Raw genomic sequence first — 16,848 nt, forward strand, 5'->3', positions numbered from 1 at the left:
TTTTTGAGAAATCATGCCTTATAAGCTGACAAAAGTCATCGTTGTGCAAGAGGAGTAATTATACTTTTGACTCAAAATTGAGATTATGTGTAGTTTAACTTCAAAATACAATGTTGCAGGACCTAGATATACCAGCTATCCTACAGTTCCATATTGGGATGCTAGCAACTTCTCTACAGATTTATGGAAACAAACTCTAGTAAAGAGTTTTAAAGAAAGTAATAGCACAGAAGGTATAAGTCTTTATATTCATTTACCTTTTTGCGAGAACATGTGTACATTTTGTGGATGCAATAAACGCATTACAAAAAACCATAGCGTTGAGATACCTTATATAAAATCTGTTTTAAAAGAACTTGATCTTTATATAAATCTCTTGGAAGAACAACCGGTTATAAAACAAATACATTTAGGTGGTGGTACACCTACATTCTTCTCACCAGAGCATTTAGATCAATTGATAAAAGGAATATTTTCAGTAGCTGTAAAAGCTCAAGAATGCGAATTCAGTTTTGAAGGACATCCTAACAACACGACTAAGAAACATCTGGAAAAACTAGCTCAAAATGACTTTACCAGGGTTTGCTACGGCGTGCAAGATTACAACCCTACTGTACAAAAAGCAATTAATCGCATACAGCCTTTTGAAAATGTGGAGAAAGCTACGGTAATGGCTAGAGATGCAGGTTTTAAATCTGTAGGACAAGATATTATTTATGGTTTACCATTCCAAACTATAGATCATGTTATTCATACCATTAACAAGACTATAGAATTGCGTCCTGACCGTATTGCTTATTATAGTTATGCACACGTGCCCTGGATAAAAGGAAACGGGCAGAGAGGTTTTAAAGACTCTGACTTGCCTACAGCCGTACAAAAACGTAAACAGTACGAGTTAGGTAAAAAAATGCTTACTAGCGCTGGCTATATAGAGATAGGAATGGATCATTTTGCATTACCTACAGATAGCTTATATACTGCACAAGAAACTGGCACTATACATAGAAACTTTATGGGATACAGTGATAGTAAAACACAATTAATGATAGGTCTAGGCGTGTCTTCTATTAGTGATAGCTGGTACAGTTTTGCTCAAAATGTAAAAAACATAGAAGAATACCAGACGCTTGTAGAAGAAGGAATCCTACCTGTCTTTAGAGGTCATATTTTAAATCAAGAAGATCTTATCATAAGAAAGCATATTCTTAATCTTATGTGCAAATTTGAGACCTCATGGCAAGATGATACTATGTTCTTTAAAGAACTACCTGACGTACTTGTAAAACTATTAGAACTAGAGAAAGATGGTCTAGTAATTACTCATGCTCATAAGATTCAAATTACCGAAAAAGGAAGAGCCTATGTGCGTAATGTTTGTCTACCCTTTGACATGAGATTGCAACGTAAAAAACCAGATACTCAATTATTTTCTATGACGGTATAGATTGACATTTAAGTTTTAACTAAAAAAAGGAAAGCCTGCGGCTTTCCTTTTTTGTTATCTAGAAAGAACAAACATTAGAGGTCTACTTCTCTGTATCAGTACTTTTTTTATCACCGTTTGCGAGGCTATAAACTACTAACACTAGCGCTATACAAACCACGGCAAACACACCTATTATAACAGTACCCATTCCCCAATTTACAAGAGGTAAAAAAATTGTATTCATATCTTTAATTTTATTAGTTAATGACAACTCTGGTTTGCCGATATCGTTTCCATAGCAACAGATTCTGATGGTGATATGTATTTAATACCTAATCCCAGACCTCTTACTATAAATAGTAATCCTATTATTATTACAAAAACAGGTATCAGTTTTAATACCTTTTGTTTTGCCTGTCCCTTTAAAAAATTACCTAGGTATATCGCGGTAGTCATTAAAGGCACTGTCCCTAGCCCAAAGAGAACCATGTATAAAGCGCCATATCCAGCACTACCAGAAGCTAAAGAACCGAAAACTGCCATATAGACTAAACCACAAGGCAATAAACCATTAAGAAAACCCATAGTGAAAAAAGTACCTGGATCTTTCTTTTTAAGTTCTTTTCCCATCGCACTTTTCACCCTTCCTACTAGAGCATATATAGGTCTAGAAAAGTTGTATTTATTAAATATCTTAGTAGGTATCAAAACCACTATAATCATCGCGACACCTATAATGATAGATAGCTGCTGTTGTATACCAAAAAGGTGCATGCTTTTACCTAAAAAACCAAATACAAAACCTAAAAAGCCATAGGTAAACAACCTACCTCCATGATAACCCAATAACTGGAAAAAGCGTTTACTCTTACTCTTGCGATCTAATGGCAATAAAAATGCAATAGGACCGCACATTCCCACACAGTGAAAACTACCCAGTAAACCAAATATGAGTGCAGACCACAACATTCTTAATAAAGTATTTCTTCTTTATACATGTAAGACTGCCCATCATACGTCCAGTCTATAGTAATATTCCAGCGACCGCCTATCATTTTATTGTCAGGTATGAGCAAATTATGATCAGATAGTGAAAGTTCAGTCTCAAAATCCAATACTTGATTAGACGGTCTATAAAGGAACATTTTACCTTTAATTCTCTCTACGTTTAACTGCGATGGAAAAGTAATCATCCATCCGTTTTCAGTTCTTTTACTTACTATTTTCTCAGAGAGGTTATTTGCATTTGTCTCTGCATCTATCTCATTTTGATAGTACATTTCTTTCTCATAGTATTCTTCTGTTACTAGGTCATGACTATATCGCTGGTCTGTAATCATGGTGATTACAAAGTATAGTATAAAGCCTATAAAGCAAGACATACCTACTACTATTCCTGTTCCCCAATTCCATTTCATCTCCTTAATCCGATTTAGTCGGCGGCTATTAATTATTTAACTACTGCTTTCTTTTCTGTAGCAATAGATTTATTGGCCAGTTTTTCCATCATTAATTTTGCCTGGCAACTTTGATTTAAACCTGGTTGCCCTTTTTTACAACCCTGACAGCAATTCTTTTTTTCTGCACTCATAGTTAGATGTTTGTTACGCTTTCGCGAAAGCGGTATTAATTATAACTACGTGGTCCTAAAAAGGCTGTAGTAGTAGTTTCTATTACTTGATCACCACTCATAATTTCTATTTCTAGTCGCTCCTTATCAGTCTTTATAGCACTAGCATTAATTTCTATAAAAAGAGTTCCTTGCGTTAGTCCTGCCTCTGGCACAGTTACACTCGTGTTAGAAACCAGCTTAATTGTTCCTTTATGAGATTTTAAACGGAAGGTGATACTATCAATAGGTTCTACCGTTTTATTTACCAGTTTATAGGTGTAGACATTACTAATAATATTATCTGCCTTATGTTCATATAACTGACCTGGTAATCTTAAAATACTTGCCTCTACATCATTGCGCAGAAATAGCATTCCTATTAAAACGGCAGTAAGAATTCCTAAAACAACTATATACCCTTTAAGCCTAGGAGTCAGTTTAAATTTCTCACCCTTTTCAATGTTGTCTTCACTAGTGTAACGTATAAGACCCTTAGGTAGATCTACAGCTTCCATCATGTGGTCACACGCATCTATACAGGCTGTACAATTTACACATTCTAGTTGTGTACCATTACGTATATCTATTCCTGTAGGACAGACATGTACACATGCAGAACAGTCTATACAGTCACCTTTTCCTGATGCCGGACGATCTTCTTTCTTTTTAAACTTTGCTCTACCTTCTTCTTTCTCACCACGTTTATGATCATAGGCAACTATTATAGATTTATTATCAAGAAGAGCACCCTGTAAACGTCCATAAGGACATACTATAATACATACTTGCTCTCTAAACCAGGCAAAAATGAAGTAGAATACTCCTGTAAAAATCATTAAAGAAATGAGCGTACTTCCATGTTGCGACGGCCCGTCTGTAATGTATCTTATCAACTCATCACTACCGATTAAGTAAGCTAAGAATATGTTTGCAATTAAGAACGAGATAATAAAAAAGATGCTCCATTTGAGAACTCTTTTTCTGATTTTTTCAGCATTCCATGGCATTTTTGCAAGACGTATTTGCTTACCTCTATCTCCATCTATCCAGTACTCGATACGTCTGAAAACCATTTCCATAAAAATGGTTTGTGGACATATCCAGCCACAAAATAAACGCCCAAAGGCTACTGTAAAAAAGATAACAAAGACTACCCCTATAATCATCATGATTACAAATAAGTAAAAGTCCTGAGGCCAAAACGGAAAACCGAATATATTAAAACGACGTTCTAAAATATTGAACATCATGAACTGGTTGCCATTGATTTTTATGAATGGCGCAGAGAACAAAATAAGTAATAAAGCATAACTCACATACTTGCGATACTCATACCATTTACCTGAGGGCTTTTTAGGGAATACCCATGCACGCTTACCTTCTTCATTAAGCGTGCCTATGGTATCTCTAAAATTTTCTTGACCTTGATCTGCCATGATGATTTATTTATTTTTAAAAAACAGTCAACTCTTTTGAGTCGCCTAGTAGCAGTAAAAAAACAGCGTCAAAAACGCCTACTACAGAATGTTTTATATCCTTAGGGATATCAAAAGAGTCAAAACGTTCTAAACGATAACTGTGTGTTGCCGTATTAAAATCTATCTCTCCTTGTACTACCATTAATTTTGCCTTTTCTTGTGCAATATGTTCTGGTAATTCTACTCCACGACGCAATCCTATCGCTAGCAGTTTCTTTCCTGCTTTCTCATAAATCTGTTTTATGAGAGGTTCTTTACTCGATGCTAGCGCTTCAGACATTTCATTAAGAATAAGCATCTTACTGTTTTTAATTATTAATATCTACTACTATAATAGAGTCCTGAACGATCTCTTCTACCTCTGGTTGTGTTTCTACTGGCGCATTAGGGTCTATCCATAAATCACCTTCTGGCTCTTTAGGGTCTGCAGGAGTTGTACCTTGAAAATTGATGACATAACTAGCTACTTGAGCCATTTGTGCTGGTTTTAAATCTTTTTTCCAAGAAACCATTCCTTTTCCAGATCTACCACCTTCAGATATGGTATTAAATACATTTTTAATACCGCCACCTAGAATCCAGTGTTTATCGGTAAGATTAGGACCGATACCACCACCACCATCTATCTTGTGACAGGCGATACAGTTCTCTCCAAAAATGGCTTCACCTGCTTTAAGGTCTGCAGCATCGGTAAGCAACACAACCGTATTTACATCTACTAGATCTTTTGCGGTTTTTTTCCATTCTTCTATTTCTATTTTTGCAGCAGCGACAGCTGTTTCATATTCTTCTTCTTGATTATAGTCATTAAAGACTTCAAATCTTACCAGATAAATAACTGCAAATATGATAGATGCATAGAATCCATAAACCCACCATGGCGGTAAATTGTTATCTAATTCTTGAATACCATCATAATTATGGTCTAGAATAATCTCGTGCTCATCTTCTATATCTCTACTTCCTAATGATGCTTTGTATTTATCCTTAATCCATTTAAATTGATTTGCCTTTGCGACAGCGGCATTCTCATCGTACTTTTCTTGAGCTTCTGGTTTAAGACTTTGATATAAAATACTTTGTAAAGTCGTCACACAAGCTTCTCCTGCTATATAAAACAGTATAATAACACCTAGAATAGCCCATAATAATGGTTGCTCTATAAATATAGATTCTTCTCCTGTGGTCCCTATCCAATCAAGGAATAAGTACCCCAAAATAGCTACTCCTAATACACGTAAATATGATGCTGTATTTCTCATTATTTTAATTGATTAGGGTTAATAGTATCATCATTAAGCGGGATATTACTTACCTCTACAATATGTGATTTCTTTGCGGTAAATACCCACCAGAATAATCCCATGAAAAAGAAGAAAAATATAAGTAATGATATCAATGGATAGATCTCTACTCCATCAATGTTTTCTAGGTTTCCTTTTATAAATTTCAACATAACTTATTGATTTATGTTTAGTGCAGTACCATCTGCAGTTGTAACTTTGATATCTGTTCCTAAGCGTTGTAGGTATGCGATAATTGCGATCAATTCACGGTTGCGCATTTCTATAAACTCTTCTCCATTATCTAGAGCATACTTCTTATCTGCCTCATAGGTTTTTGCAAAATCAGGATCGCTATAAAGATTTTTTTCTATCTCGATACCTTGTTCTAGCATCCATTCTTGTGCGCGGTCTATTTCTTCTTGAGTATATGGCACACCTAAGGACACCATAGCTTCCATCTTAGTTTCTGTAGAACTTTTATCCAGCTCATTTTGAATAAGCCATTTATAAGATGGCATTATAGAGCCCTCTGACGTACTCTGCGGATCGTAAAAGTGATTTAAGTGCCAGTTATCACTGTACTTACCACCTACACGTAATAAATCTGGACCGGTACGTTTACTACCCCATAAAAATGGATGGTCGTAAACAAATTCTCCTGCCTTAGCATATTCTCCATATCGCTCTACTTCACTTCTAAATGGACGCACCATTTGAGAGTGACACCCTACACAACCTTCTCTTATGTATATATCACGACCTTCTAGTTCTAGAGGTGTATATGGTTTTACACTTGAGATTACTGGTATATAATCGTCTACCATTAAGGATGGAATAATTTGCACCATACCACCTATAAGAATAGCTACTGTAGCAAACAAGGTTAATTTAACCGGTCTTCTTTCTAACCAGGTATGGTATCCTTCTTTATTAGTACGGTTCTTAGTTACTTTTTCAAGAGCTGCTGCTTCGGCAAGCTCATCAGTTACTTGAGAACCAGCTCTAGCTGTCATAATAAGGTTGCAAACACCTGTTAAAGCACCTATAATAAACATAGTTCCTCCTATAGCACGCATCCAGTACATAGGGATAATTTCTATAAGTGTTTCTAAGAAAGAATAGGTTAATCTACCATCTGGATTAAATTCTTTCCACATTAACGCTTGTTGAAAACCAGCCACATACATAGGCAGTGCGTATAATATGATTCCTAATGTTCCTATCCAGAAATGCGCATTGGCTAGTTTTGTAGACCATAACTTTGTCTTAAATAATCTAGGTACCATCCAGTAAACCATACCAAAGGTTAAGAAACCATTCCACGCTAGTGCTCCTACATGCACGTGAGCGATAACCCAGTCACTAAAGTGAGCAATAGCATTTACATTTTTAAGAGATAACATAGGTCCCTCAAAGGTGGCCATACCATATCCTGTAATGGCTACTACCATAAATTTTAAAACAGGATCTGTACGTACTTTATCCCATGCACCACGTAGGGTTAACAATCCGTTAATCATACCACCCCAAGATGGAGCAAGCAACATAATTGAAAAAGCAACACCTAGGTTTTGTGCCCAGTCTGGTAATGCAGAGTATAGTAAATGGTGCGGTCCTGCCCATATATAGATAAAGATCAATGACCAGAAGTGAACTATAGATAATCTATAAGAATACACCGGTCTATTTGCTGCTTTAGGTACAAAGTAATACATCAAACCTAAGAAAGGTGTGGTTAGAAAAAAGGCAACCGCATTATGTCCGTACCACCATTGCACCAGCGCATCTTGCACACCAGCATACATAGAATAACTCTTAAGAGCTCCTACAGGTACTTCCATACTATTAACTATATGTAAAACTGCTACGGTAACAAATGTCCCTAGATAGAACCATATCGCAACATATAAATGTCGCTGTCTTCTTTTGAGAATAGTACCTATAAGGTTAGCACCAAAAGCAACCCAAATAATAGCGATAGCTATATCAAATGGCCATTCTAACTCTGCATATTCTTTTGAAGTTGTATAACCTAGAGGTAGTGTTATCGCAGCACCTACTATGATAGCCTGCCAACCCCAAAAGTTTAACTTACTCAACCAGTCTTTCCACATTCTTGCCTTAAGAAGACGCTGACTGGAATAATAAACTCCAGCAAAAATGGCATTTCCTACAAATGCAAATATGACCGCATTAGTGTGTAAAGGACGTAAACGACCAAAACTTAACCACGAGATACCATCTGTCAGGTTAGGAAATAAAAACATAAAGGCTAGTAGCAGCCCTACACTCATTCCTACAACGCCCCAGAACATTGTAGCAATGATAAAATTGCGTACGATTTTGTTATCGTAATAAAACTTTTGTAATTCCATAGTTACTTGAGTTGATCTTTCAATAAAATAGGTTGATTTGATTTTGCGCTGTCCGTGCCCTTTTCCTTAATAAGCTCATCGTCAAAAAGCATGCGCACAGACGGTGTGTATGTGTCGTCATACTGCCCCTTTTTAACCGATAGAATAAAGGCTACAAAGAAGATAACTGCGACACAAACGCTTATTGCGAGAAGCATATAAATGATATTCATAGTTGTTTAATAAAGTGGTAAAATTACCGTGGTAACCTTTTACAAACGATGACATATGTCAGCTTTTGAATTTAATTGTGTGTAAAAAATCACACCATTATGTATAATCCTAACAGGGCTGTAGACTGCTGTAATGTATTGATAGAGATACCTTTCACATCTTCCTTTGTAAAAGACTGTTGCTCTAGTGACTTTAATTGTGCTTGTGCATTATGGTATTCTCTTTTAAAATACTGTTGCATCACTGCACACGCAGTACAATTACTCTGCATGTATAAATTCTTGAGAGTGTTTAATTCTAAATCGAGTTGAAGAGCTTCCTTTTTCATCTTAAATTGTTGTTTTGTGGTTAAGTTTTCTCCCTAAGAAATAGGTGTAAATAGTAGTAAATACAACTATACTTATAGAACTAAGCGGCATTAAAATAGCAGCAACTACAGGAGCTAGATGTCCAGAAATGGCAAACCCTAGGCCTACTAGATTGTAAATAAGCGAGAATATAAAGGCATACTGTATGACCTTTTTCCCTTTACGAGATAGATCTATAAATGTGGTGATATTCTTAAAACGTGTGGCATCTATAATACCGTCACAAGCAGGTGAGAAAACATTTACATTTTCTGAAATGACCAGTCCTACATTACTTTGAGCAAGTGCACCAGCATCATTTAGCCCATCGCCTATCATAAGGACTTTCTTACCATGACTCTGTAATTCTTTGATGTAATTAAGTTTATCGCCTGGTTTCTGATTAAACACTAATGCGGTATTCTTAGGCAGTATATTTTCTAAATGCTCTTTCTCTCCTTCATTATCTCCAGATAAAACTGCTAGATCACAATCCACAGAAAGTGTGTCAAACACATGCTTCATGCCATCGCGGTATTCATTATAGAACACATAACAACCTTTATACACTTCATTTGCACTTATGTGCACCGTGGTTTGATTTAAATCCGCTTTCGCGAAAGCGGAACTACCATCAGACACAAATGCATAAGAACCCACTTTTACACGATTGTTATTGAGCACACCAGTAATTCCTTTACCTATCTCTTCACTAAAATCGTCTAGTGAGCTGATGTTGTTTTCTTGTAACATACCATAAAGTGAACGGCTCAATGGATGGTTAGACGCTCGCAATGTAGAGGTAAGTAAAGACTGCTCATCTACCGTTAATGCGATACCCTCATAAGTAATAACACTTTTATGACTGGTAGTAAGCGTACCTGTTTTATCAAAAACCACGGTATCTATAGAAGCCAGCTGTTCTATAATGCTGCTGTTTTTTAAGTAGAATTTATGCTTACCAAATATTCTAAGTAAATTACCTAGAGTAAAAGGTGCTGCAAGAGCTATGGCACATGGACAGGCTACTATAAGAACCGCGGTAAATACATTAAGCGCAAGAGAAGGCTGGTACCACAACCAGAACATAGTTGCCAGTACCGCTATACTCAAAATACTGATGGTAAAACGCTTACTTATCTGGTCTGTAATACTTTGAAAAAGACTCTCGGCGCTTTTATTAAAAATCTCGTTAGACCATAATTGCGTTAAATAACTTTGCTCTACAGATTTTAAAACATCCAGTTCTATAACGCCAGCCTGTTGTCTACCACCTGCATATAGTTTATCTCCAGAGTTTTTACTAACAGGCTCTGCCTCGCCAGTTACAAAGCTATAATCTATAAGTGCGTTACCTTTAATAAGAATACCATCTACTGGTATGAGTTCTCCGTTTCTTATCACGATCCTGTCGCCAGCTACTAGATCATAAACCTGTGCTTGTTCTTCCTTGCTAGAATCTGCTTTGTTTAATCGTGTTACCGCTATCGGGAAATATGATTTATAATCTCTTTCAAAAGATAAAAATGAATAGGTTTTTTGCTGAAAAAACTTACCTAATAATAAGAAAAAAACCAGACCAGCCATACTGTCTAAAAAGCCAGTACCCCAATCCATTACTATCTCTACCGTAGAACGTAGAAACAACACAAGAATACCTATCGCAATAGGTACATCTATATTAAGCATTCTAGAACGCACACTTTTATAAGCAGACACTAGGTAATCACTACCAGAATAGAATACCACCGGTAACGCAAACACAAACATTAACCATCTAAAAATATATTTATAACGCTCTAACCAAAACTCTGATACCTCAAAGTACTCTGGAAAAGATAAAAACATAATATTACCAAAAGCAAAACCTGCAATACCTAACTTATAAATAAGACTGCGATCTATAGTAGAGGTTTTCTTTGTTGCGTCATCTAGAGATATATAAGGCTCATACCCTATTTTACACAACAGTAAAACCAGTTGATGTAAATTTAATTGAGCAGAATTATAAGTAATACGCACACTTTTCTTAGGGAAATTAACCTGAGAGGTAGTAACATCTGGATGCAATTTATTTAGGTTTTCTAAAACCCATATACAAGAACTACAGTGTATAGAAGGAACAACAAAAGTGACTACCTGTACATCTTGCTCGTCAAATTCTAGTAGCTTTTTTGCAATTACATCGTTCTCTAAGAAATCAAACTTACCTTCAAATCTAGATGGTGTTGTCCCAGGAGATTGCTCTAACTCGTAATAATACGAGAGATCATTATCATTAAGAATATCAAAAACGGTTTTACACCCATGACAGCAAAAATGCTTATCCTGGTGCTCAATAACTGTAGTTGTACAGTCATCACCGCAATGGAAACATGATTCCATAGTTTATTAAATTTGCTCATTATACCTAATGCAAATTTGCTCATACTTCTCGCTTTAAAACGATGACTTTTGTCACCTGCCTTTTTTAACTTAATTATAAGATTATAATCACAATTACTTTGCGATGATAAATAACCTCTGTACCTTTAAGACTTTATCCATAATATGAATAGCCACGTAGAAGGTCGTTGTGAAAACTGTATAGTAAGACAGTTAAACTCATTAAAAGCTCTTAATAAAGAAGAGCTTAAACGTATTTCTGATAGTAAAACCTCAAAATCTATTAAAAAAGGGGAAACCATTTTTGAAGAAGGTGAACGTCTAGATGGTGTTTATTGTGTGCGCAACGGTGTTTCTAAATTATCTAAGTTAAGTGATAATGGAAAAGACACTATAGTAAAAATAGCTGCCAAAGGTGAGGTACTAGGTCAACGCTCTGTCATAACTGAAGAAAAGACCAACCTAAGCGCTGTGGCTTTAAACGATATGGAAGTGTGTTACATTCCTAAAAAACACCTTACAGACAGTCTAGATTCTAATCCTAATTTTACTAAGGCTATATTAATCCACATGGCAAATGATCTCAAATTTGCAGATAATGTGATTGTAAACATGGCACAAAAGACAGTAAAACAACGTGTTGCAGAGACCCTGATGTATCTAGATAAAAACTTTGGCGCAGATGCTGACGGTTACATAATCATGACTCTTACTAGAGAAGATATCGCAAATGTAGTAGGTACTGCAAAGGAGGCTTGTATAAGAACTCTCACCATATTTAAGAAAGAAGGTTGGATAAGCACCGACGGTAAACGTATAAAATTAGAAGATAAAAAAGCCCTCTACAGGTTAGTAGAAGGCTTATAGTTTTTTGTGTGTTTCGCTTTCGCGAAAGCGTAATCTACTTACATCTTTACCGTAAGAACAGGCACCACAGAGTGATTTGCAATATCTTCACTTATACTTCCTTGAAAGAAATGAGAAAGTCCAGTCCTACCATGAGTAGGAATAGCAATCACGTCTGCAGCAGATAATGATGCATAATTCATAACACCTTTTTCTACCGTGTGGTCTGCATATCGGTTTACTGTTTTAATAGCCGCAACAGGATCAGGGTGTTTTACCTCACTAAAGAAATTAAGTAAAGTCTCGTCCATTTGAGATGTGCTCTTAAAGTTTTTACCTGGTAAATTGATATATAAGAAGTCAATACGAGCATTAAGCATAGTAGCTGCTTCTATAATTCTATGGTATGCACCTACGGTTTCTAGATGAAAATCGCTAGCGTACAAAATACGCTCTGGAGCAAAATTGATATCATTATCCTTAACCACTAGAACCGGCACTTCTGAAGATCGTACTACCTTCTCTGCATTACTACCTTTTAAAATCTCTGTCATGCCCTTTGCACCGTTACTTCCCATAACGATAAGGGATGCGTCTATCTCTTTGGCAAAGTCATTCATACTACCGAAATCAAGATGCTGTTTTAAAACCGTATCATATTCTACATTTTCTAAAAATGGACGGTCTAGAAATTCTTCAAACTTTTTACCTATCAGTCTGCTATAGAAAACAACCTCCTCTGCAGTGTTAGGCTCTTTATTTAAACCATTTTCTACGCCTGCCATGTGGGTAAGAACAATTTTTGCTTTGATACGTTTTGCAATAGTTACTCCTACTTCAAGAGCTTTATTTGATGTACTAGAGAAATCTACAGGAATAAGGATGGTTTTCATAAGAATACTTTTTAAAAATTTAATATGTCAAAAGTAATCCAGTACACCATTTACAAACGGTGACTTTTATCAGTGTTTAAAAAAAGGAGCAGATTTTTTAATTTAATTTTCTCTATTAATATCCTTAACCCTTATTGAGTAGATCACGAGCGAGGACACTTTTGCTGGCAGGGGAATAACTTTAATTATTAATTAATAGACACTTCAATACATTTAAAGCACTGTTCATAATATTGTGGTACCCAATTTTTTATTTCTAATAATAAACCTTTGTTTCTATCGCATTGTGAAATGAAAAGAAAAGACCTCATCACCTCCCCTTTTTGATCATGCTTATAGGACAACTCACAAATCTTAGTACTATCCAATAGAAGAACCTTCCCTCTGTTTATTTTAGAGGATATTATTTTCTTGGAAAATTCGTTTTTCAATATAAGGATCGTATCATTAGGAATAGGCTTAGAAATGTCTTTACCTACCCCTTCATTATAGATTTTAAATTTATATCCATTAGTTAGTGTTTCATCATCGGTATTTGATAAAAAAGTATTGATTTTGTAATTTAAATTAGACTCTTCAATTTCATTACAAGCCGAAAAACAAAGATTCAGAAAAAACAGAACTATTAAAATTTTAATTTTCATCTATGTTTGACATTTAATACATCTGTACTGACATCGCATTTGCAAAATTAACCCAACAATAGGAAATATTCTCAACTAGCTCTAGTACTCATCTCTAACGAGTAGCAACAAAGTGATAAACCTATTAATGATTTTATCTTTTAACTACTAATAGATGCTTGCTACCAGCTAAAGCAACTAATAAATTTAAATATAGTATTAAAATGCGATAACTACCCACCGGTATCAATCAGTGAAATGAATATTTCAAAAATACTCGCCTTACTAAATCAACATAAAAGTGAGGCTTACTATAAACAGATAAAAGAAGTATTAAAGTAAATCGAAAAGATAAGAAATATGTCATTAAAAGACAAAAAAAAGCCTCGTAATCAAAAGATTACGAGGCTTACAAGTACTCGAGACGGGACTTGAACCCGTACGGGCATTACTACCCATTGGATTTTAAGTCCAACGTGTCTACCAATTCCACCACTCGAGCGATTGTGTCAGCGACACATCATTGGTATTTAAAATCTATTTAAGAACAAATTTTAGAGCGAAAGACGAGATTTGAACTCGCGACCTCCACCTTGGCAAGGTGATGCTCTACCCCTGAGCTACTTTCGCAAAATTGAAAAACTCAGTTGCTTTTCAAAGCGGTTGCAAATTTAACAACTTTCTTTATTCTACAAAGAAAAAAACGAAAAATTATTGATTTACTTTCTCTTTTTTTACAAGCATGCGTTTTATCTCATTCAATTTCATGAGTGCTTCTACTGGTGTTAAGGTGTTTATGTCCACTTGAAGGATTTCTTGTTTGATATTTTCTAGCAGAGGATCGTCTAGATTAAAGAAGCTTAATTGCATTTCTTCTTCTTGTAAATCCTTCATCGCCTCTTTAGAGTCTTCTTGTTTGTGCGTTTTTTCTAGTCTTTTGAGGATCTTGTTAGCCTTAGAAATCACTTGTTGTGGCATTCCTGCCATTTTTGCAACATGGATACCAAAACTATGATGACTACCTCCAGCGACTAGCTTGCGCATGAATAGCACCTTATCTTTAAGCTCTTTTACTTCTACATTAAAGTTTTTTATACGTTCAAATTGCGAGGTCATCTCGTTAAGCTCGTGATAATGTGTTGCAAAAAGTGTTTTAGGACTAGAAGGATGCTCATGTAAATATTCTGTAATAGCCCATGCTATAGATATACCGTCATACGTACTTGTACCACGACCTATCTCATCGAGCAACACAAGACTCTTCTCACTTATGTTATTCAAGATACTTGCACTCTCATTCATCTCTGTCATGAAAGTAGATTCTCCTTGAGATATATTATCACTTGCACCTACTCTTGTAAAAATCTTGTCAACGATTCCCATTTTCACCTCTTGGGCAGGAACAAAGCTACCTATTTGAGCAAGCAGTACAATTAATGCCGTCTGTCTTAAAATGGCACTTTTACCACTCATGTTAGGCCCAGTAATCATGATTATTTGTTGGCTATCCCTATCTAGTTGTACATCGTTAGGGATGTATGGCTGGTCTGCAGGGAGCATTTTTTCTATTACAGGATGACGACCATTTTTTATAATCAAGTCATCGTTATCCAGTAATTCTGGACGCACATAATTTGATTTAACTGCATGAGATGCAAAAGAAATAAGACAATCTAGTTGTCCAATTAATTGAGAGTTAGTTTGAATAGTTTTTATAGAAGGAAGTATCTCTCTTACTACTTTATCAAAAAGCTCTTGCTGTAATGCATTGATGCGTTCTTCGGCACCTAATATTTTACCCTCATATTCTTTAAGTTCTTCAGTAATGTAGCGCTCTGCATTTACCAGTGTCTGTTTTCTAGTCCATTCTTCTGGTACTTTATCTTTATGTGTATTTCTTACTTCTATATAATAACCAAAAACATTATTGCTGGAAATTTTAAGGCTAGTAATTCCAGTTTCTTCAGCATGTCTGGCTAGCATATTATCAAGGTAATCCTTTCCTGAAGTTGCAAGACCACGCAACTCATCTAACTCTGCATGATAACCTTGAGCAATCGCATTACCTTTTAAAATATTTACAGGAGCCTGCTCATCAATAGCTTGCTTAAATAAATCTATTAAATGTACACAAGGGTTTAAACTCTCTCCTATGATATTAAGAGCTTTATTATTTGAGCTAATCGCCTTTTCTTTTACTGGTATTATAGCTTCTAAACTGTTTTTGAGTTGCACTACTTCTCTTGGACAAATCTTACCAACAGCAACTTTAGAAATCAATCGTTCTAAATCGCTCATGCGTTTTAGATATGATTTAATCTCTTCTTGTTGCTCTTGTGATTTAGTAAAAAACTCTACGACCTCATGACGTTTCTTAATTTGAGAAGCATCTTTTAATGGAAAAGCCATCCATCTTTTGAGCATGCGACCACCCATTGCAGTTGTAGTCTGGTCTATGATATCTATTAAAGTAACTGCACCCTGACTAAGCGGTGTATAAAGTTCTAGATTACGTACTGTAAAGCGATCCATCCACACAAAATTATCGTCTTCTATACGAGAGATATTTGATACATGGTCTAGTTTATCATGTTGTGTCTCTTCTAGATAATGTAGGATAGACCCAGCAGATATTAATGCTTGATCTAATTTCTCTACTCCAAAACCTTTCAAAGAATTTACCTTAAAATGTTTAAGCAAAGATTCTTTTGCAAAATCTATTTGAAAAACCCAATCGTCTAAGTGGAAGAATGGTAAATCATATGGAAACTCTATTGCTAGTTCTTTTTTATCATTACGAGTGACTAAAAGCTCGCTAGGGTTAAAATTTTGCAATAACTTATCCACTTCTTCTTTAGAGCCTTGAGACACGAGAAACTCTCCTGTAGAAATGTCTAGAAAAGCTACACCGTATAAGTTCTTATTTACAGAAAGAGCTGCAAGAAAGTTATTTGTTTTAGAACTAAGAACCTCATCATTAAGTGATACTCCAGGAGTAATTAACTCTGTAACCCCACGTTTTACAATACTTTTAGTCTGTTTAGGGTCTTCTAGTTGATCACAAATAGCAACACGTTCACCTGCTTTTACCAGTTTAGGCAAATAAGTATTTAACGAGTGATGTGGAAAACCAGCTAACTCTATCTGGTCGCCACCATTATTACGGCTAGTGAGTACGATGTTAACAATGCGTGCTGTTTTGATAGCATCTTCACCGAAGGTTTCATAAAAATCTCCAACTCTAAATAACAATAAGGCATCAGGATATTTAGTCTTGATCTTATTATACTGCTGCATTAAAGGCGTTACCTTCTTTGATTTAGTGGCCAAATTTGATACTTTTTTATGAATGTCAAAAGTA

The 16,848-nt window shown here is 35.5% G+C and carries 17 protein-coding genes and 2 tRNA genes; 2 read left to right on the forward strand and 17 right to left on the reverse strand.

Translation table 11 applies throughout. From position 1 onward, the window contains the following. The first annotated feature begins 85 nt into the window (after window positions 1-85). The gene (gene hemN, locus LY01_RS01635; protein ID WP_104514065.1) at window positions 86-1,447 is read left to right on the forward strand and encodes an oxygen-independent coproporphyrinogen III oxidase; all 1,362 of its coding nucleotides are present in this window, start codon (window positions 86-88) and stop codon (window positions 1,445-1,447) included. A gap of 82 nt (window positions 1,448-1,529) precedes the next feature. Here hemN and LY01_RS15070 read toward each other — a convergent pair whose 3' ends face one another. The 12 genes from LY01_RS15070 to LY01_RS01685 all read right to left on the reverse strand — a co-directional run bounded on the left by LY01_RS15070 (window position 1,530) and on the right by LY01_RS01685 (window position 11,125). Continuing rightward, window positions 1,530-1,673: a hypothetical protein gene (locus tag LY01_RS15070; protein ID WP_170034472.1), complete on the reverse strand. Its 144-nt coding sequence runs from the start codon at window positions 1,671-1,673 to the stop codon at window positions 1,530-1,532. A 17-nt stretch (window positions 1,674-1,690) separates the two neighbouring features. Beyond that, window positions 1,691-2,398: a sulfite exporter TauE/SafE family protein gene (locus LY01_RS01640; protein WP_104514066.1), complete on the reverse strand. Its 708-nt coding sequence runs from the start codon at window positions 2,396-2,398 to the stop codon at window positions 1,691-1,693. 2 nt (window positions 2,399-2,400) lie between these two features. Then, window positions 2,401-2,847 (reverse strand): FixH family protein, encoded by a 447-nt coding sequence (locus LY01_RS01645; protein WP_104514067.1) that lies wholly within the window; start codon window positions 2,845-2,847, stop codon window positions 2,401-2,403. Window positions 2,848-2,879: 32 nt separating this feature from the next. Next, window positions 2,880-3,020, reverse strand: coding sequence for a hypothetical protein (locus LY01_RS15075; RefSeq protein ID WP_170034474.1), 141 nt, complete (start codon window positions 3,018-3,020; stop codon window positions 2,880-2,882). Window positions 3,021-3,055: 35 nt separating this feature from the next. Beyond that, complete coding sequence (gene ccoG, locus LY01_RS01650; protein ID WP_104514068.1) at window positions 3,056-4,477, reverse strand: cytochrome c oxidase accessory protein CcoG; 1,422 nt, start codon at window positions 4,475-4,477, stop codon at window positions 3,056-3,058. A 16-nt stretch (window positions 4,478-4,493) separates the two neighbouring features. Next, the gene (locus LY01_RS01655; RefSeq protein ID WP_104514069.1) at window positions 4,494-4,817 is read right to left on the reverse strand and encodes a cupin domain-containing protein; all 324 of its coding nucleotides are present in this window, start codon (window positions 4,815-4,817) and stop codon (window positions 4,494-4,496) included. 10 nt (window positions 4,818-4,827) lie between these two features. After that, complete coding sequence (locus LY01_RS01660) at window positions 4,828-5,781, reverse strand: cbb3-type cytochrome c oxidase N-terminal domain-containing protein (RefSeq protein ID WP_104514070.1); 954 nt, start codon at window positions 5,779-5,781, stop codon at window positions 4,828-4,830. Beyond that, window positions 5,781-5,975 carry a CcoQ/FixQ family Cbb3-type cytochrome c oxidase assembly chaperone gene (locus LY01_RS01665; RefSeq protein ID WP_104514071.1) on the reverse strand — a complete coding sequence of 65 codons (195 nt, stop codon included), beginning with the start codon at window positions 5,973-5,975 and terminating at the stop codon, window positions 5,781-5,783. The genes LY01_RS01660 and LY01_RS01665 overlap by 1 nt, the downstream gene beginning before the upstream one ends. 3 nt (window positions 5,976-5,978) lie before the next feature. Then, complete coding sequence (gene ccoN / locus LY01_RS01670; RefSeq protein ID WP_104514072.1) at window positions 5,979-8,180, reverse strand: cytochrome-c oxidase, cbb3-type subunit I; 2,202 nt, start codon at window positions 8,178-8,180, stop codon at window positions 5,979-5,981. Window positions 8,181-8,182: 2 nt separating this feature from the next. Then, window positions 8,183-8,392: a cbb3-type cytochrome oxidase assembly protein CcoS gene (gene ccoS / locus LY01_RS01675; RefSeq protein ID WP_104514073.1), complete on the reverse strand. Its 210-nt coding sequence runs from the start codon at window positions 8,390-8,392 to the stop codon at window positions 8,183-8,185. Between the two features lie 89 nt (window positions 8,393-8,481). After that, on the reverse strand, window positions 8,482-8,721 hold the full coding sequence (locus tag LY01_RS01680) for a hypothetical protein (RefSeq protein WP_104514074.1): 240 nt from the start codon (window positions 8,719-8,721) through the stop codon (window positions 8,482-8,484). A gap of 1 nt (window position 8,722) precedes the next feature. Then, window positions 8,723-11,125: a heavy metal translocating P-type ATPase gene (locus LY01_RS01685; protein ID WP_104514075.1), complete on the reverse strand. Its 2,403-nt coding sequence runs from the start codon at window positions 11,123-11,125 to the stop codon at window positions 8,723-8,725. Window positions 11,126-11,290: 165 nt separating this feature from the next. Here LY01_RS01685 and LY01_RS01690 point away from each other — a divergent pair, with 165 nt between their 5' ends. Next, window positions 11,291-11,992 carry a Crp/Fnr family transcriptional regulator gene (locus LY01_RS01690; RefSeq protein WP_104514076.1) on the forward strand — a complete coding sequence of 234 codons (702 nt, stop codon included), beginning with the start codon at window positions 11,291-11,293 and terminating at the stop codon, window positions 11,990-11,992. A 38-nt stretch (window positions 11,993-12,030) separates the two neighbouring features. On the opposite strand, the gene LY01_RS01695 is transcribed toward LY01_RS01690, so the two are convergent. From LY01_RS01695 to mutS, 5 genes are all read right to left on the reverse strand, one after another. Continuing rightward, complete coding sequence (locus LY01_RS01695) at window positions 12,031-12,864, reverse strand: universal stress protein (RefSeq protein ID WP_104514077.1); 834 nt, start codon at window positions 12,862-12,864, stop codon at window positions 12,031-12,033. Between the two features lie 188 nt (window positions 12,865-13,052). After that, window positions 13,053-13,508, reverse strand: coding sequence for a hypothetical protein (locus tag LY01_RS01700; RefSeq protein WP_104514078.1), 456 nt, complete (start codon window positions 13,506-13,508; stop codon window positions 13,053-13,055). Window positions 13,509-13,903: 395 nt separating this feature from the next. Further along, a tRNA-Leu gene (locus tag LY01_RS01705) sits at window positions 13,904-13,989 on the reverse strand. 56 nt (window positions 13,990-14,045) lie between these two features. Further along, window positions 14,046-14,117 (reverse strand) — tRNA-Gly (locus LY01_RS01710). Between the two features lie 81 nt (window positions 14,118-14,198). Further along, the gene (gene mutS / locus LY01_RS01715; RefSeq protein WP_104514079.1) at window positions 14,199-16,817 is read right to left on the reverse strand and encodes a DNA mismatch repair protein MutS; all 2,619 of its coding nucleotides are present in this window, start codon (window positions 16,815-16,817) and stop codon (window positions 14,199-14,201) included. Window positions 16,818-16,848: the final 31 nt, after the last annotated feature.

The sequence above is a fragment of the Nonlabens xylanidelens genome, from assembly GCF_002934445.1.
Classification (GTDB): domain Bacteria; phylum Bacteroidota; class Bacteroidia; order Flavobacteriales; family Flavobacteriaceae; genus Nonlabens; species Nonlabens xylanidelens.